Genomic DNA, 17,177 nt, shown 5'->3' with positions numbered 1-17,177 from the left:
CCACGACTACTCGGGACTAACCTGGTTTGACGGCTTTCACGATGGCCGAGTGCATCTCGGCCGCCACCGCGTGCGTCGGCGTGATCTCGATGTCGGTGAAACCGGCTGCGGCCAAACCTGCGCGGTATTCACTCATGGTGAGCGCACCGGCGATACAGCTGACGTACTCACCGCGGGCCTGGCGGTCCTCCGGTGTCAAGTGATCCTCGGCGACCACATCGGTGACGCCGAATCTGCCACCGGGAGTGAGGACTCGGTAGGTTTCCGCGAAGACCGCGGGCTTGTCGACGGACAGGTTGATCACGCAGTTGGAGATGACCACGTCCACGGTCTGGTCCGGCAGTGGAATGGATTCGATTGTGCCCTTGAGGAATTCGACGTTCGTCGCGCCTGCCTTCAGGGCATTTGCGGCAGCGAGCGCCAGCATCTCATCGGTCATGTCGAGGCCATAGGCTTTGCCGGACGGGCCGATTCGGCGCGCCGAGAGCAGCACGTCGATGCCACCGCCGGAGCCGAGGTCCAGCACCGTTTCGCCCGCGCGCAGTTCGGCGACGGCGAGCGGGTTGCCGCAGCCGAGGCTGGCCGCCACCGCGTCGGCGGGGATCAGGTCACGGTCCGCCGCCGGGTAGAGCTGGTGACCGAAACTTGCCTCCTCGAACTCCACCGCGGCGCCGCAGCAGCCGCTGGGGCCGCAGCAGGCGTTGGCCGTCGAACGCGCGAATGATGTTGCCGCCGTGGCATATCGGGCGCGGACAGCTTCCCTGACCGCATCGCGATCCGAAGTACTCATCACTGATCCTCGATCCCTCGCGTCCCGGACCTCACCCGCAGCAGCCGGCCTTGGCGGCGACCGCTTCGGACTTGGCCGCACTACCGCAGCACGCGTCTTCCGCGGCGGCCGCTGCCGCAGTACCGCAACACGGAGCGGCCTTGCCGACCGTCGTCGCAGTCTGCACCGCATCGCCCGGGGCATTGCGGTCGATCTGAATATCGGACATGACAGAACCTCCACCTGTGAGACATATATCGAAGAGCTTGCCCATTCAGGGTCGCGACCTTTTCGACATATGTCAATATCCCCGGTAGAGTGAATCCGTGCCCAAGACGCTGCCCCTGGTCGACATGTCCACCCCGGTCTGCTGCCGCCCGGTGGCGGCCGCACCGATCGGTGACGCCGACGCATTGGAAGTTGCCCTGCGGCTCAAGGCGATTGCCGATCCCGCCAGGGTCAAGTTGATGTCGCGGCTACTCACCAGCGCCGATGGCACGGCGACCACCGGCGATCTGGCGACCGCGATCGGGCTGGCCGAGTCGACGGTCAGCCATCATCTCGGCCAGCTCAGGAAGGCCGGTCTAGTCGAGTCCGAGCGTCGCGGCATGAGCGTTTATCACCATGCTCGCCGCGACGCCCTCGCCGCGCTGTGTCTCGTCCTGGATCCCAACTGCTGCTGACCACGCCTCGGTCGTGGGAACCGGTCAGCTCAGCGTGGTGGTCAGCGGTGCCGATTCACGGCGGCTGGCCTGACGGGCCGCGATCCGGTCGCGTCGCTCCTCGAACTTGAGCATGTCCCGCTCGTACTTCGCGAGGTACGCCGCGAGTTGTTCCCGGCTCTGCTCACCGCTGGCAGTGAAGTCGTTGCGCTCGAAGATCTTCCAGATGCGCAGCACCGGCATCACCACGTCCTCGAGGTGCTGGCGCATGTCGTAGATGCCGTGCTTGGCCATCAGCGCGCCGTAGCGGCGGAAGTTCGGGTTCTCCGCGCCCGGCATCTGAAAGTTCATCAGGGTCAGCGCGATCGCTTCGATCGCCTGATCGGGTGCCAGGTCGAGGGCCGCGCCGCACATGTTGCGATAGAAGATCATGTGCAGGTTCTCGTCGGCGGCGATGCGCTGCAGCATCTTGTCCGCGATCGGGTCGTCGCACACCCGGCCGGTGTTGCGGTGGCTGAGGCGGGTGGCGAGTTCCTGGAACGTCACGTATGCCACGCCCAGCAGGAAACCCGTGTCCGGGACCGTACTGGGATCGACGTCGCTGTATTTGGCCACGGCCAGTGGATCGAAGCCGGTGGTCATCGCGGCCATCCTGGCGTTTTCCAGTTCGACCGGGTCGACGCCACGGGTGACGACCAGGTAGTCACGCATGACGATGCCGTGCCGGTTCTCCTCGGCGGTCCACCGGCCGACCCAGGTGCCCCAGGCACCGTCCTGGGAGAAGTTCTCCGCGATCACCCGGTGGTAGGACGGCAGGTTGTCCTCGGTGAGCAGGTTGGTGATCATCGCGGCCTTGGCGACGTCGGATAGCTGCGACTGGCTGGGGTCCCAGTCGACACCGCCCATCGCGGCGAAGTTGCGGCCCTCGTCCCACGGCACATAGTCGTGCGGGTGCCAGTCCTTCGCCATCGACAGGTGCCGATGCACGTTCGCTTCCGCGATCGGCTCGAGCTCCATGAGCAGCTCGAGCTGGGTCAGTTTTCTCCCCATTTGCGTTACCCCTCAGACGTTTTGGCGCACTATTCGCTGGAACGAGCAATACCGCCAGCGCGACAACCTCCGCGAGCCTACGGATCCGTAGGTGTCAATTCAACTGGCCATCCTGGTGCCCCCAGAACTGATGGCGGTGCCGATGAGGGCGGTGTCGTGGATGGCTGCCCCCTCAGCCGCCGCAAGACCGGCCCGCGGTCTCGCACCGCAGGCCGGTCGCATGCTCGGGAGGCGCTGCGAACCGCTGACTCAGTCCTCGGAGTCGTCCTCCTCCCCCTCTTCCTTGGCCAGCACCTTCAGCATCATGTCCATCTTCTCGTCGTACAGGTCGAGGATTTTGTCTTCCTCGTCCATACCCGGCTTCATCTTCGTGCCCAGTTGCTCCTCATAGGTCTTGTACGCATTGGCCCAGTCGCGCTTGAATTCCGCGCTGCTGCACAGCAGATACCGCCATTGCCGCAGCCTGTCGGCGTCTGTGGCGCCGAGCGGCGGGGCGTACTTGCTGTCCTTCCCCATCAGGGCACGGCGGGCCTCGTCGGCCGGATGACGGTCGTTGTAGTACTCGAGCGGGGAGAGCTTGTACGCCTTGTCGTAGGCTCGTATCCCTTCATCGCTGAATTGCTTTCGCGAGCCTTCCAGATCTTTCTGCGGGTTTATGGGTTCCCCCTTCATCCCGCAGAACCTGTCCGCGATCTTCGCCCACAGATTCATATTCTCTTCGGCCTGTTTCTGCTGCATTGCTGCTGCCTCATCGGCCGGGTCGGCGATCGGAGCCGGGGCCGCGTGCGCCGAGGCGGCTACGGCGATGAGTACAGCCGAAAATCCGGCTGCGAGCAGCGCGGACAGGGGTTTGGCCATTATTCCTCCTACGTGGTTCATCCTGGACATCGAGCGGTGCCGCTGCTGCTGCCGGAGGCAGCACTGCACGGCGCATCGACTCAGAGCGGGACTCTCACCGGGTTTGGAGCTGGGATCCCTCTGTCCGAGCGCAGATGGCGGTGAAGCCGAGTCAGCCTTAGTTAGTTCGGTACGGAAGGGTCGCCGGATGTGTCCGGGTATTCGGCTCGGCGCCAAACGGCTGGTGTGACCGGCCCGCCGCAAGGTCGCGGCCGCCGCCTCGACCGCGGCTCGGACCTCCGGATGCACGACCACACCCGGGATCGGCGCAGCGTCGACCATCCCGACGCGCAACGGACCGGGAGGCGGGCCGGTCAACGCCGCGCGCCCATGGTCGCTGCCGCAGTCAACGGGACGTGGTGGTGGGGTGTTCTCGGGCGATGCCGCCAGCATGTCCCGTTGATCATGATCGTCGCCTGGGTCGTTGGCCGATCAAATGGACGGGGTGGGTTGGGGCGGGTAGCGTGACCGCCACTCTGATGAGGGGAATGTGGATGAAAAGTATTGCCTTGCTGGCTATTGGAGCCGCACTGGCACTTGCTGGATGTAGCTCGACGGCGAGTACGGAGGCGACGCCGACGTCCGCCGCGCTCAACGACGCGGTGCGCGGAAAGTCGTGCGAGAACTACTTGCCGGTGCTGAGCAAGTTGAAGGCGGTCAGTGAGGAGTCTGCGAACAAGACCGCGGAGGAAACGATCGCCCTGCTTCCGCAATCGCCGCAATGGGCGACACTCAGCGAGACCGACCGCCAGTCGACCATTGCCGGGATCCGGGATGCCGCGAAGGGGAAGTGCTAGACCCCGCACAAGCGAAACTTCGCTGCCGCGCGAGTAACGACGGCGGCAGCGAAGAATTTCGGTCATGCCGAGTCCTGGCTGGGCGGTGAATCGACCCTATTCGAGGGCGCTCAGCGAGGCGTGGATCCGCCGTCGCGACTGTGTTCGCGCCGATGCAACGCGAGCTGAATCTCCAGCAACAGCCGGTCGGCGGGGTCGGTGAGGTCTATTCGAAGGATCTCTTCTACTCGACGAATGCGGTAGCGCAAGGTATTCGGGTGGACCTGTAGGGCGGTGGCGGCATTACGCACGTCGCCGTGTTCCCGAAGGTAGATGTCCACACTTTCGCGCAGGCTCGCGGAATGTTTGAGGTCATAGTCGGAGAGTGCGCGCAGCCGGGGGTCGTGCAGTTCGGGGCGGGTGCCGACGAGATCGAGGATTTCGCCGAGCAGGACGGCGGTGCGGGATTCGGCGAGGGTGGTGACCCGACCTCTCGGGTAGGTGGCGATGGTGCTGTCGAGTACCCGGTCGACTTCGCGCCTGGCATCCGCGACGCTGCTCAGGTCGGCGACGGGGCAGGCAATGGCCGCCCGAAGAGCCAGTGCGCGTTTGGATTCGAGCTGCTCGACCAGTTGGCGGGTCCACGCGGTGACGGCATGCGCGGCCTTGTAGCTCGGCAGCAGCACGTAGACACGATCGCCGAGGGTCGCCGTCACCGAGTCGTTGCGAAATGAGCTGGCGCGCAGGCGAAGCATGTTGCCCAGCGCCGAAGGTTCGGTGGCGGGCGCGGTTTCGGTGGCGGTGAGGGCGAAACCGACCACGGCTGCCGGACCGGTCAGCGGCAGGTTCAGCGCGCTCGCCACGGTCGCGACGTCGACGGGGGCGCCCGCACCGAACAGCCGTTGCACGAGTAGCGCTTCGGTGGACGGCGCGTCGAGGCTGCGCGAGATGAGGCGGGCAGCGATGGCCGCGGCGCCGCGCAGAATCTCCGCCGCGTCCGGTTTGAACGGCCGATCGCCCTGCTGCAACCAGATCGCGCCGAGCACCCGCGGCGCCCGCGCGGCCCCGTCGGCCGGGTGCCGGACGCTGATCACGAGCCTGCGCTTGATGTTCAACTCCTCGTGCGCGGGCACATCGATGACCTCATCGGTGCGCCGCAACCGGTCGAACACGCCCCACTTCCGCAGCACCGCCAGATACTCGCGCGGCCCTTCCCTACCCAGGATCGACATCACCCGCAGCTGGTCGGCGGCCTCGTCGGAGGCGGAATATGCCAGCACATGGGACTGCGGGTCTTCGATCGACACCATGCCACCCGCGTTCTGCGCAACGATCTGCGCAAGACCGAACAGGTCGATGTCCGCGGCAACAAGCCCACTATCAACAGCCACGACTACGCCTTTCGGCCAACTCGACAACACACTCATCCCATCTTTGTCCTTTTAGCCCATTTCCCGGGCACTTTTCCGGTGTTGACTTCCGCTCACCCTCAGTAGTGCCACACCCAGCAGGAGGAATCATGGATGCCATCGTGTCCACACCGCGGCCGGTCAACGAGCCGGTCGGCACGTTCGCCCCCGGTAGTGCGGAACGTACACGGTTGCAGGCCAAGCTGGCCGAACTCGGCTCGACCCCGACCGATGTCCATCACGTCATCGGCGGCGAGCACCGGCGCAGTTCCGGCAAGACGATCAAGGTGGTGCAACCGCATCGCCACGCCGCCGTGCTCGGCACCCTCACCACGGCGAAGCCGAGCGATGTCGAGGACGCGATCGAGGCGGCCACCGCGGCGGCGCCCGCCTGGCGGGCCCTGTCGTTCGAGGATCGCGCCGCGGTATTCCTGCGTGCGGCGGATCTGCTGGCCGGCCCGTGGCGCGAAACGATCGCCGCCGCAACCATGTTGGGGCAGTCGAAGACGGCCTACCAGGCGGAGATCGACAGCCCGTGCGAGCTCGTCGACTTCTGGCGCTTCAACGTGCATTTCGCCCGGCAGATCCTCGCCGACCAGCCGATCTCCTCGCCGGGTGTGTGGAACAAGGTCGAATACCGCCCGCTGGACGGCTTCGTCTACGCGATCACCCCGTTCAACTTCACCGCGATCGCGGGTAACCTGCCGACCGCGCCCGCCCTGATGGGCAACACCGTCATCTGGAAGCCCGCGATGACCCAGTCGGTCGCGGCGTACTGGACGATGAAACTGTTGGAGGCGGCCGGTCTGCCGCCCGGTGTGATCAATATGGTGCACGGCGCGGGCCCGAAGGTCTCCGATGTCGCGCTGACCGACCGCCGGCTGGCGGGCATCCACTTCACCGGCTCCACCGCGACGTTCCAGCACCTGTGGCGCTCGGTCGCGGCGAACATCTCCGACTACAATGCCTATCCGCGCCTCGTCGGCGAAACCGGCGGCAAGGACTTCGTCCTCGCGCACAGCTCCGCCGACCCCGATGTGCTGACGACGGCGCTGATCCGGGGCGCGTTCGACTACCAGGGTCAGAAGTGCTCGGCTGCCTCGCGCGCCTTCATCCCGAAGTCGGTGTGGGCCAAGATGGGTCGCGAGTTCGTCGACAAGGTCGCCACGCTGAGCTACGGCGACGTCACCGACTTCAGCCATTTCGGCGGCGCACTGATCGACAAGCGCGCCTTCGACAAGAACGCCGAGGCCATCGCCAGGGCGAAAGTCACGCCGAGTCTGTCGATCGCGGCGGGCGGGCACGCCGACGACTCGGTCGGCTACTTCGTCGACCCGACCGTGCTGCTCGGCGAGGATCCGACCGACGAGGCGTTCCACACCGAGTACTTCGGCCCCATCCTGTCCGTCCACGTCTACGACGACTCGGTCCGCGGCTCGTTCGAGCAGACCCTGGAACTGGTCGACAAGGGTTCGCCGTACGCACTGACCGGTGCGATCATCGCCGACGACCGCACCGCGATCAGCGCGGCGACCGAGGGCCTTCGCTTCGCCGCGGGCAATTTCTACATCAACGACAAGCCCACCGGCGCGGTCGTCGGCCAGCAGCCGTTCGGCGGGTCGCGCGCCTCCGGCACCAATGACAAGGCAGGCTCGGCACAGAACCTGCTGCGCTGGACCTCCGCCCGCACCATCAAGGAAACCTTCGTCCCGGCGACCGACCACCGTTACCCGCACCAGGAGGCGTAGCGCTCATGGCCTTCTCCACTCTGCTGCGGCCCGCCATGCTGGCCGCCTCCCGTTCGCCGCGCATGGAGCGCACCATCACGCGAATGCGGACCACCAAGAAGCTGGTCGACCGGTTCGTCGCGGGCGACTCCGCGGATCAGGCGGTGGCCGCCGTGCAATCCCTGCTCGCCTCCGGCCGGTATGTCACCATCGACTACCTCGGTGAGGACACCACCGAGATCGAGCAGGCCCGCACCACCGTCACGCACTATCTGCACATGCTGTCCGCGCTGGCCCGGCTCGAGGTCGAGCCGGACACGGAATCGGTTCGGCCGCTGGAGGTTTCGCTCAAGCTGTCGGCACTCGGCCAGTCCCTGCCGCAGGACGGTCACGCGATCGCGCTGGACCACGCGCGCCAGATCTGCGTGGCGGCCGAGGCCGCGGGCGCCTGGGTGACCATCGACGCCGAGGATCACACGACCACCGACTCCACCCTGGCCATCGTGCGGGAACTGCGGGCCGACTTCCCCACGCTCGGCACGGTGTTGCAGGCATATCTGCGCCGCACCGAGGCCGATTGCCGGGAACTGTCGGGTTATGGGTCCCGGATCCGGTTGTGCAAGGGCGCGTACAAGGAACCCGCGTCCGTCGCGTTTCAGGATCGCGCCGCCGTCGACGCGTCCTATCTGCGCTGCCTGCGCGTGCTGATGCTGGGCGACGGCTACCCGATGGTCGCCACCCACGATCCGGCGCTCATCCAGGCGGCCCAGGACTGTGTCGAGTCGACGCATCGCAAACCCGACGAGTTCGAGTTCCAGATGCTGTACGGCATCCGCGACGCCGAACAGCGCAGGCTGGTCGAAGAAGGGAACCGGCTGCGGGTCTACGTGCCCTACGGCGACCAGTGGTACGGCTACTTCATGCGCAGGCTGGCGGAACGCCCGGCCAATGTCGCGTTCTTCCTGCGCTCGCTGAAACCCGGTAGTCAGCGGTAGCGCGGGGCGCGATCGAGCCGCGCCCGTGCGGTTGGCCAACCGCGTTGAACAATATTTGGCCAACTCGCCGATCACAGGGCCGCTGTGGTCGTATTTAGTAACCACAGCTCGAAGTGTGATCTGCGTTACGCATCGTCGCGTAGCGCGGAGGACGAAAGGAAGCACATGTCCATCGCGGAGTTGCGTAGCCAGATGCTGCGCCGCAAACCCATGGGGGAGATCGATGAGGGCGCCCCCGCCGACGAACAGTTGGCGCGGTCGCTCGGTCTGTGGCAGCTCACGGCGATCGGCGTGGGTGGCATCATCGGCGCGGGCATCTTCACCCTCGCGGGCGCGGTCGCGCACTCCGTCACCGGTCCGTCGGTGCTGATCTCGTTCCTGATCGCCGGTGTCGCCAGCGCGGCCGCCGCGCTCTGCTACGCCGAGTTCGCGGGCATGGTGCCGAAGGCGGGCTCCGCCTACACCTACGGGTACGTCTCGCTCGGTGAACTCGCGGGCTGGTTCATCGGCTGGGATCTGCTGCTGGAGTACATCGCCGTGGCGGCGGTGGTCGCCATCGGCGTCTCGGGCTACTTCCGATTCCTGCTCGGGCAGGTGGATATCGACCTGCCGAACTGGATGATGGGTGCGAGCGGCACCGGCGAAGGCCATGTGGTCGACGTCTTCGCGGTGCTGTTCTGCCTCGGCACGGCGTGGCTGCTGTCGCGCGGCATCCGCAGCGTCGGCCGGTTCGAGACCGTCGCGGTGGGCATCAAGGTCGCGCTGGTACTGCTCATCATCGTGCTCGGTGTCTTCCACATCGACAGCTCGAACTACACGCCGTACTTCCCATTCGGCGCCGGTGCGGTGTGGACCGGCGCGGCCACCGTGTTCTTCGCGGTGTTCGGCTACGACGCGATGAGCACCGCCGCCGAGGAATCGACGGACGGCAAGAAGCACCTGCCCAAGGCCATCCTGTACTCGCTGGCCATCGCGATGGTGCTGTACGTGCTGGCGACCCTGGTGCTGACCGGCATGCAGAAGTACACCGAGATCAGCCCGACCAGCGGCTTCTCCACCGCGTTCGAGTCGGTCGGCATGCCGGGCATCGCGAACATCATCGCGATCGGCGCCATCGTCGGCATCGTCACCGTGGTGCTCACCTTCATGCTGGGCGTGACCCGCGTCTGGTACGCGATGAGCCGCGACGGGCTGCTGCCGGAGTGGTTCGCCAAGACGCATCCGGTGCGCAAGGTGCCGACCAGGGTGACCTGGATCGTCGGCATCGGCGCCGCGGTGATGGCGGGCCTGCTGGATATCACCGTGGTCGCGGAGCTGACCAATATCGGCATCCTGATGGCCTTCATCGTCGTCTCGGTCGCGGTGATCGTGTTGCGCCGCACCAGGCCCGACGAGCCGCGTGAGTTCAAGCTGCCGCTCATGCCGGTGGTCCCGATCATCGGTATCGGCTTCTCGCTCTACCTCATCTGGTCGCTGCCGTGGGAGACCTGGGTGCGGTTCGCGGTGTGGCTGCTGGCCGGCCTGGCCGTGTACTTCGGCTACTCGCGGACGCACTCCAAGCTGGAGCGCTCCGGTTCGGCCGAGGTGGCCGACAAGGTATAGGAACTCCGAGGGGCAACTGACGCCAGCTCCTCGGACCGGTTGGGTGGGTGGACCAGTGGCCACCCACCCAGCCCTATCTTTCGGCGGGAACCGACGTTGCGAAATGGTCGTACGACTATCTACTGTCGGATCTTCGGCACCGACGGCTCGGTCGTGCTGGTCACACGGTGCGACGTGACCGAGAGGAGCGATAGCAGATGGATCTCCAGGATGTCGTGGCAGCGGGCGTGCTCGAGCAGCGCGAGCTGCTGGAACAGGGAGCGCTGTCGACCCAGGACCTTGTCGACGCCACGTTGCACGGCATCGACGAGGCCGCGGAGCTCGGTGCGTTCACCCGCGTGCTGCACGAGCGGGCCCGCGCCGAGGCGATCGACCGTGATCGCGAACGCGCCGCGGGGACGGTCGGCCCGCTGCACGGCATTCCGATCGCGATCAAGGACGAGATCGATGTCGCCGGTGTCGTGACCACCTTCGGTACCCGGGCCAACTCGACCCCGGCCGCGGCCGACGCCGAGGTGGTGCGGCGGTTGCGGGCGGCCGGGGCCGTCATCGTCGGCAAGACCGCGATGCCGGAATTCGGGCAGTGGCCGTTCACCGAATCGAGCACCTTCGGGGTGACCCGCAATCCGTGGGATCGCAGCCGGTCGACCGGTGGCTCCAGCGGTGGTTCGGCCGCCGCGGTGGCGGCGGGGTTGGTTCCGGTCGCGCTGGGCGGCGATGGCGGCGGGTCGATCCGGATCCCGTCGGCCTGCTGCGGGCTGTTCGGTCTCAAACCGCAGCGCGGACGGGTGCCGGTCGCGCCGAACGAGCACCTGTGGTGGGCGCTCGGCGTGTGCGGTCCGTTGACCCGCGGCGTGCTCGACTCGGCGATCGTGTATGACGTGATTCGCGGCAACACACCCCACGACCGATTCACGGCGGCGGACCCGGTGATGTCGTTCGAGGAGGCGGCCAGGCAATCTCCGGCCGGTCTGCGAATCGGCTACAGCACCAAATCGGCCACCCCGCTGGTGAAACCGGATCCCGCGCACGTGCGTGCGGTGCACGACACCGCGAATCTGCTTGCCGAGCTGGGGCATTCGGTCTTCGAGGTCGACCCGAACTATCCCGAATCGACGCATGCGTTCTTCCCGCAGTTCTTCGGCGGGGTGCGGGAAGAGGCCGCTCATGTCGAGCATCCGGAACTGCTCGAGCGCCGCACCCACCAGACCGTCGCACTGGGCGCGTGGGCACGGCGTCCGGTGGTGGAATGGGCGATCCGACAGGGAGAAGCCTTGGCGCGCAAGGTCGATCGGATCTTCGTCGACTGCGATCTGCTGCTCACCCCCACCATCGCGAACCGCCCGCCGCGCCTCGGCGTGCTCGACGGCGCGAATACCGTCCGTGCTCAAGTCGCGTCCATTCCGATGGTGGCGTACACGGCGCTGTGGAATGTGACCGGGCACCCGGCGGCATCGCTGCCCGCGGGCGTCGGCACGGACGGCCTGCCGCTGGCGGTCCAGTTGGTCGGACCGAGCAATGGCGAGACGACCATCCTCTCGGTCGCCGCGCAACTCGAACAGGTTCGACCGCATCCACGCCCGGTGGGCTGAATCCCGGTTCGACGGCTAGGGTGGCCGATGTGACCGAATTGCGCGATATCGCACCCGCATTCGTGGACCTGGCACACAGCATCGTGTGGTGCACCGTTTCCACGACCGATCCGGCAGGACGGCCACGCAGCCGCATCCTGCATCCGATCTGGGAGTGGGACGGGCAGGAACTGACCGGATGGATCTTCACCGGCCCGACGCCCGCGAAACTCGCGCACCTGGCACACAGCCCCTATGTGGCGTGCAATTACTGGGCGCCGACCCACGACACCTGCCTCGCCGAGTGCGGCGCGGAATGGGTCGACGACATCGAGACGAAGACGAAGGTGTGGGAGCTCTTCCGGAGCACGCCGGAACCGCTCGGCTACAACCCCGCCGGGATCGGCGTGCCGGGCTGGGACGGGCCGGAGTCGCCGGGGATCGGCCTATTGCGGCTGCGTCCCTGGCGGCTGCGTGTGCTCGAGGGCAAGGAGTTCCTCCAGGGGTTCTCGGCTACCTCCTGGCGGGCGTGAGCACAAAATCAGTCGATCGTGTTGAAGATAATTCACAATGGACGTGCGATTTACGAACAAGATTCTGTACGGTCGGGGCATGCGTAAGATTGATTCACCCGGCGGCGCGACCTCGCCGGTTCCACCGATCCACCCACCCGCCGGTGTTCCGATCGATGATATCGACCGGATTCTGCTCGACCAGCTCGCGCGGGACGGGCGAATGACGAACAACGCGCTCGCCGCCGCGGCGGGCATCGCGCCGTCCACCTGCCTCGGCCGGGTACGGGCACTGGTGGAGCGCGGAGTCATCCGCGGGTTTCACGCCGATATCGACCCCGCCGCGCTCGGCCGCAGCCTGCAAGCGATGATCGCGGTGCGGCTGCGCGCCAGCGCACGTCAGCACCTGGCCGAGTTCGGCGAGCAGATGTCGGAATTCGAGGAGGTGCTCAATGTGTACTTCATCGCGGGCGCCGACGACTACCTGATCCACGTCGCTACCTCACACACCGACGAGCTACGCCGGTTCGTGCTGAACAATCTGAGTGAGCATCCCGCCGTCGCCTCGACCGAGACGATCCTCATCTTCGAGCACATGCGGCCGCGGACCAATACCACGACATGACGAGGGCGGCCGACCCACTGGTCGACCGCCCTCGTCACCTGCGTTACGCCGCCAAGCTTTCGGCGACGTAACCGTGCGCGGCCGCGACCGATGCCGACAGCAGCACACCACCATGCGTGCTGAGGCCATCGGCCAGGCCCTTGTCCGCCGCGACCGCGTCGCGCCAGCCGTGTTCGGCCAGCGAAACCACGTACGGCAGCGTGGCATTGGTGAGCGCGACGGTCGAGGTGTACGGCACGGCGCCGGGCATGTTGGCGACGCAGTAGAACACCGACTCGTGCACCCGGTAGGTCGGATCGGCGTGCGTGGTCGGCCGCGAATCCGCGAAGCAGCCACCCTGGTCGATGGCGATGTCGACCAGCACCGAACCCGGCTTCATCTGCGCGACAAGGTCATTGGAGACCAGTGTCGGCGCCTTCGCGCCGGGCACCAGCACCGCGCCGATCACCAGATCGGCCTGGCGCACCGCCTTTTCCACCTCGAGTCGGTTGGACATGATGGTCCGCACCTGCCCCTTGTACTGCGCGTCGATCTCGCGCAGCCGGGCGATGTTCAGGTCGAGGACGGTCACCTCGGCGCGCATGCCGTGCGCGATAGCGATCGCGTTGCCGCCCGCCACACCCGCGCCGATGACGACCACGTTGGCGGGCGGGGTGCCCGGCACGCCGCCCATCAGCACGCCACGGCCGCCGCCGTTGCGCATCAGGTGGTACGCCCCCGCCTGCGGCGCCAGCCGACCCGCGACCTCGCTCATCGGGGCGAGCAGGGGCAGCGAACCGTCCCGGCCGGTGACCGTCTCGTAGGCGATCGAGGTGATGCCGGAGGTCAGCAGCGCGTCGGTGCAGTCCTTGGAGGCCGCGAGGTGCAGGTAGGTGAACAGCACCTGACCTTCGCGCATGCGTGAATACTCTTCGGCGACCGGCTCTTTCACCTTCAGCACCAGTTCCGCGGTGCCCCAGACCTCATCGGCGGTTGGCAGCACCCGCGCGCCGGCGACGGTGTACGCCTCGTCCTCGAACGCCGACCCGCGACCGGCACCGGCCTCGATGTACACCTCGTGCCCGCGGGACACGAGCTCGTGCACACCGGCCGGGGTAATCGCGACCCGATACTCGTGGTTCTTGACCTCCCGGGGGACCCCGATCTTCACCTGCGCTCCTGAATGTCGATGGATATGGCCGATCCGCACGATGTGGACCGTTCTAGGAGAAATTATGAAGATCATGCAAGATCAGGTCTATATTGTTGAAGATAATTCTCAAAATAGGCCATTGCACGGTTGAACCCACAGATCGCCCCCACTCTCGGCGGCCCAACCCGCAAGATGTTCGGCCACGGCGTTGCGGTCAGAGGCCGATGCCGGTTTTCAAGGTCGCCCAGGAGTCGTGCAGCGCGTCTTGCCAGTAGGGCCACGAATGGGTGCCGAAGTCGGTGTAGCGGACCGTCGCGGGGACGTCGTGCGCGCGCAGGTCCGCGTCGAACTCGACGGTGCAGTCGTGCGCGAGCAGTTCGAGCACGATCGAGTCGAAGGTGTCGTCGGGGTATTTGTAGGTCGGGTCGTAGGTGAAGTCGACGCGGCCGGGCACCCCGCTGGCGGTGGAGATGTAGATCTGCTTGCCCCGGAGTTCGTCGATGTGCAGGCTCGGATCGTGCGCGGCCCATTCGGGATCGGTGGCGGGGCCCCACATATTGTCGGGGTCGCCACCCTTGACGGTCACCGCCGACCGCACCGTCGCCTGGTCGAGTTTGCTGGAGATCAGGCAACCGCTGTAGGAAGCGACCGCCTGATACAGCGACGGATTGCGCACCGCCAGCGTCGCGGCGGCTTGCGCACCCATCGACTCCCCGGCGATCGCGTTGCGGCCGTTGCCGTGCAGCACCTCATCGACGAGCGGTGGAAGTTCCCGGGTCAGAAACGTTTCCCACATGTTGTGCCCGAGCTCGGGATCGTCACGCAGCCAGTCGGTGTAGAAGGCGCCGGGCCCGCCGACCGGCATCACCACATTGACCGGCTTGTCGGAAAAGAACTGCACGATATCGGTCTTGCGGGTCCAGGTGCTCTGCCCCTCGTCGTCGGTGGCACCGTCACCGTCGAGGAGATACAAGGTGGGATGGGGCGCGGCCTGGTCCGCCGGAAGCAGGACATCGAGTTGGACCACCCGCCCCATCGCGGGCGATTGCACATACATCTCTTCCCAGCGCGCCGTCTTCTGCGTGATGTGGTCGATCACGGCCGGCTCCCGCGCCTGCGCGGTCGGCGCGAACGCGACGGATACCAGTGCCATCGCCACAACGGCGACCAGGCTGGCGGCATACCGGCATGCGGCAACGTATGAGCGACCGAGCAACACGATTCCTACCGTCCTTGCTGATTCCGAGGTGAAGCGAGCGACAGCACTCGGTAGGTCTCGACGGTCCACCCGGCCCGTGTCGGCCGAGTCGCCGATCAGACGGCAGATGTTACTGATCAGCCAGCTACCCGCAGTAACAAACCTCACAGTCGGTCAGCTCTCGCTCCTGCCTAAGATACAACTTGTGTCTAAGACGTATTCATCAGCAGAGCACGCCTACCGCGAGGTGAAGGAACGCATCCTCACCGGCACGTTGTCGGGTGGCGAGCTGATCAGCGAGGGCGAGATCGCCGCCGACCTCGGTACGTCGCGGACGCCGGTGCGCGAGGCGTTCCTGCGGCTGGAGACCGAGGGGTGGATGAAGCTCTACCCGAAGCGCGGCGCGCTGGTGGTGCCGATCCCGCCGGACGAGGCCGAGCACGTCGCATACGCCCGCTATGTGGTGGAGGCGGCGGCGGTGCGTGCTCTGGCCTCGACCGATCGCACGGCATTGACCTCGCTGTTCCGCGCGTCGCTCGATCGGCAACGCGAACTCGCCGCGGCTGGGGATCTCGACCAATTCGCCTTGGTGGACACCGACTTTCACCGCTCGTACGTGATCGCGGCGGGCAACCCGCTGCTCGCGAGCTTCTATGACTCGCTGCGCGAGCGCCAACGCCGGATGAACAGCGTCGCACTGCGCCGCGGCCCGATCGACATCGACCGCATCATCGAACAGCACGCCCATCTCGCCGGTCTGATCGAGGCCGGCGAGGTGGACCGCTTCGCCACCGCGCTGGCCGAGCACCTCTCCGGCGTGCACCAGCTGGAATTGCGGGGGCTGTGATGACAACGTCGACCTCCTCGGTCCGGTCCACACCCGCCGCAGTCGCGGCCGACCAATGGTGGGGCGTCGCCGCCGCGATGTTCGCGATCGCCTGGGGCGGAAACGAATTCACCCCGCTGTTGGTGATGTACAAGAACCACGGCCTGCCCGCGACCACGGTGGACCTGCTGCTGTTCTACTACGTCCTCGGCATCGTGCCCGCATTGCTCATCGGCGGCCCGCTGTCGGACCGGTACGGCCGCCGCACATTGCTGCGTCCGGCCCCACTGATCAGTGCCACCGGCTCACTACTGCTCGCGTTCGGATCCGCTTCGGTGCCGATGCTGGCCGCCGGGCGTGTCCTATGCGGAGTCGCGCTCGGGCTGGCCATGGCCGTCGGCAGCAGCTGGCTCAAGGAACTCGCGCAACCGCCGTTCGGACCGGCGCTACCCGGCGGCACCGGGGCGCGACGCTCGGCGATGAGCCTCACCGGTGGGTTCGCGGTCGGCGCGGGATCGGCAGGGGTGCTGGCACAGTGGGCGCCGTGGCCGAACTCGCTGGCCTATCTGATCAACGTGACGCTCTGCCTGGCCGCCACCGCGTGGGTCGCCCGAGCGCCGGAAACCATACTCCGCCAAGCGGATCCAGGCCGGTTGTGGGATGACCTGAAGGTGCCCGCAGCGGCGCACCGCAGGTTCCGGTGCGTGGCGCTGCCGGTCGCGTTGTGGTTGTTCACCTCCGCCGGAACGGCTTACGCGATCATGCCGACCCTGATGGCGCCGCACATCCACGGTGCGCCGATCGCGTTCTCGGCCCTCGTCGGCGTCATCACCCTCAGCTGTGGTTTCGCGATCCAGTCCGTGGCGAGGCGGATCGACAAACCGGGCACGGCACGCGCGGCCGTCGTCTCGCTGGTTTTCGTCACGTGCGGAATGGCCACGGCCGCTTGGGCTTCCGGCGCGCTGACCCTGTGGGCAACACTGGCCACAGCCGTCATCCTCGGCGCGGGCTACGGCATCGGGTTGGTCGCCGGTCTCCAGGAGATCGAACGAATCGCTCGCCCCGACGATCTGGCCGGACTGACCGCGGTCTTTTACTCGGTCAGCTACCTCGGCTTCGGCGTGCCCGCCCTGCTGTCCTTCCTGCACCAGCACGTCGGCTTCGGTTACCCCGCCATGTTCACCGTCGCGGCCCTCATGGCGGCGGGCAGCCTGACGCTCGTGGCGCGGAATTACCGCCCGCGGAAATCAGTGGCGGCCGACGAGTCCGCATTGCTACGGTTGCCGCCGCGCTGATGATGCGCCCCGAGATATCGGCTGAGCCGGGCTGAGCGCCCCCAGGAAGAGAGAGTGTTTATGACCCGGACCGCGCCGCGCGCGCCTCACCGCGTGGAGTCGAACCGCACCGGTTTCGCCCACGCCCGCAC

At 66.7% G+C, this 17,177-nt stretch carries 17 protein-coding genes; 10 read left to right on the top strand and 7 right to left on the bottom strand.

Annotated elements, in window-relative coordinates; translation table 11 throughout:
• Positions 1–16: 16 nt before the first annotated feature.
• Together arsM and ACFK0J_RS17775 are read right to left on the bottom strand one after the other, a co-directional pair.
• Complete coding sequence (gene arsM / locus ACFK0J_RS17780; RefSeq protein ID WP_378741633.1) at positions 17–790, bottom strand: arsenite methyltransferase; 774 nt, start codon at positions 788–790, stop codon at positions 17–19.
• Between the two features lie 31 nt (positions 791–821).
• Positions 822–998 carry a hypothetical protein gene (locus ACFK0J_RS17775; protein ID WP_378741631.1) on the bottom strand — a complete coding sequence of 59 codons (177 nt, stop codon included), beginning with the start codon at positions 996–998 and terminating at the stop codon, positions 822–824.
• A 97-nt stretch (positions 999–1,095) separates the two neighbouring features.
• Here ACFK0J_RS17775 and ACFK0J_RS17770 point away from each other — a divergent pair, with 97 nt between their 5' ends.
• The gene (locus tag ACFK0J_RS17770; protein ID WP_378741629.1) at positions 1,096–1,452 is read left to right on the top strand and encodes an Rv2640c family ArsR-like transcriptional regulator; all 357 of its coding nucleotides are present in this window, start codon (positions 1,096–1,098) and stop codon (positions 1,450–1,452) included.
• Between the two features lie 24 nt (positions 1,453–1,476).
• On the opposite strand, the gene ACFK0J_RS17765 is transcribed toward ACFK0J_RS17770, so the two are convergent.
• Entirely contained in the window at positions 1,477–2,481 is a 1,005-nt protein-coding gene (locus ACFK0J_RS17765) for an acyl-ACP desaturase (RefSeq protein WP_378741627.1), read from the bottom strand.
• A 249-nt stretch (positions 2,482–2,730) separates the two neighbouring features.
• Entirely contained in the window at positions 2,731–3,339 is a 609-nt protein-coding gene (locus ACFK0J_RS17760) for a hypothetical protein (protein WP_378741625.1), read from the bottom strand.
• 533 nt (positions 3,340–3,872) lie between these two features.
• Here ACFK0J_RS17760 and ACFK0J_RS17755 point away from each other — a divergent pair.
• A complete protein-coding gene (locus ACFK0J_RS17755; RefSeq protein WP_378741623.1) occupies positions 3,873–4,175 on the top strand; it encodes a hypothetical protein in 303 nt (100 codons plus the stop codon).
• A 110-nt stretch (positions 4,176–4,285) separates the two neighbouring features.
• Here ACFK0J_RS17755 and ACFK0J_RS17750 read toward each other — a convergent pair whose 3' ends face one another.
• The gene (locus tag ACFK0J_RS17750; RefSeq protein ID WP_378741621.1) at positions 4,286–5,545 is read right to left on the bottom strand and encodes a PucR family transcriptional regulator; all 1,260 of its coding nucleotides are present in this window, start codon (positions 5,543–5,545) and stop codon (positions 4,286–4,288) included.
• 128 nt (positions 5,546–5,673) lie between these two features.
• On the opposite strand from ACFK0J_RS17750, the gene pruA reads away from it, so the two are divergent.
• The 6 genes from pruA to ACFK0J_RS17720 all read left to right on the top strand — a co-directional run bounded on the left by pruA (position 5,674) and on the right by ACFK0J_RS17720 (position 12,595).
• Positions 5,674–7,311, top strand: coding sequence for an L-glutamate gamma-semialdehyde dehydrogenase (gene pruA, locus ACFK0J_RS17745; RefSeq protein ID WP_378741619.1), 1,638 nt, complete (start codon positions 5,674–5,676; stop codon positions 7,309–7,311).
• 5 nt (positions 7,312–7,316) lie between these two features.
• Entirely contained in the window at positions 7,317–8,285 is a 969-nt protein-coding gene (locus ACFK0J_RS17740) for a proline dehydrogenase family protein (protein WP_378741617.1), read from the top strand.
• A 165-nt stretch (positions 8,286–8,450) separates the two neighbouring features.
• On the top strand, positions 8,451–9,887 hold the full coding sequence (locus tag ACFK0J_RS17735) for an amino acid permease (protein WP_378741615.1): 1,437 nt from the start codon (positions 8,451–8,453) through the stop codon (positions 9,885–9,887).
• Positions 9,888–10,084: 197 nt separating this feature from the next.
• On the top strand, positions 10,085–11,479 hold the full coding sequence (locus ACFK0J_RS17730) for an amidase (RefSeq protein WP_378741613.1): 1,395 nt from the start codon (positions 10,085–10,087) through the stop codon (positions 11,477–11,479).
• Between the two features lie 29 nt (positions 11,480–11,508).
• Positions 11,509–11,991 (top strand): pyridoxamine 5'-phosphate oxidase family protein, encoded by a 483-nt coding sequence (locus ACFK0J_RS17725; RefSeq protein WP_378741611.1) that lies wholly within the window; start codon positions 11,509–11,511, stop codon positions 11,989–11,991.
• Positions 11,992–12,070: 79 nt separating this feature from the next.
• Positions 12,071–12,595: an Lrp/AsnC family transcriptional regulator gene (locus ACFK0J_RS17720; RefSeq protein WP_378741609.1), complete on the top strand. Its 525-nt coding sequence runs from the start codon at positions 12,071–12,073 to the stop codon at positions 12,593–12,595.
• A gap of 43 nt (positions 12,596–12,638) precedes the next feature.
• Here the strand turns inward: ACFK0J_RS17720 and ald are convergent, their stop codons facing one another.
• Positions 12,639–13,745 carry an alanine dehydrogenase gene (gene ald / locus ACFK0J_RS17715; RefSeq protein WP_378741607.1) on the bottom strand — a complete coding sequence of 369 codons (1,107 nt, stop codon included), beginning with the start codon at positions 13,743–13,745 and terminating at the stop codon, positions 12,639–12,641.
• Positions 13,746–13,941: 196 nt separating this feature from the next.
• Positions 13,942–14,880: an alpha/beta hydrolase gene (locus tag ACFK0J_RS17710; RefSeq protein ID WP_378742885.1), complete on the bottom strand. Its 939-nt coding sequence runs from the start codon at positions 14,878–14,880 to the stop codon at positions 13,942–13,944.
• 250 nt (positions 14,881–15,130) lie between these two features.
• Here ACFK0J_RS17710 and ACFK0J_RS17705 point away from each other — a divergent pair, with 250 nt between their 5' ends.
• Together ACFK0J_RS17705 and ACFK0J_RS17700 are read left to right on the top strand one after the other, a co-directional pair.
• Positions 15,131–15,772, top strand: coding sequence for a GntR family transcriptional regulator (locus ACFK0J_RS17705; RefSeq protein ID WP_218477529.1), 642 nt, complete (start codon positions 15,131–15,133; stop codon positions 15,770–15,772).
• The gene (locus ACFK0J_RS17700; protein ID WP_378741604.1) at positions 15,772–17,046 is read left to right on the top strand and encodes an MFS transporter; all 1,275 of its coding nucleotides are present in this window, start codon (positions 15,772–15,774) and stop codon (positions 17,044–17,046) included. Before ACFK0J_RS17705 ends, ACFK0J_RS17700 begins: the two co-directional genes overlap by 1 nt.
• The last annotated feature ends 131 nt before the right edge of the window (positions 17,047–17,177 follow it).

The organism is Nocardia brasiliensis (assembly GCF_042691675.1).
Classification (GTDB): Bacteria; Actinomycetota; Actinomycetes; order Mycobacteriales; family Mycobacteriaceae; genus Nocardia; species Nocardia brasiliensis_D.
The sequence above is the reverse complement of the archived record's forward strand: the minus strand, read 5'-3'. Positions and strand labels throughout refer to the sequence as shown.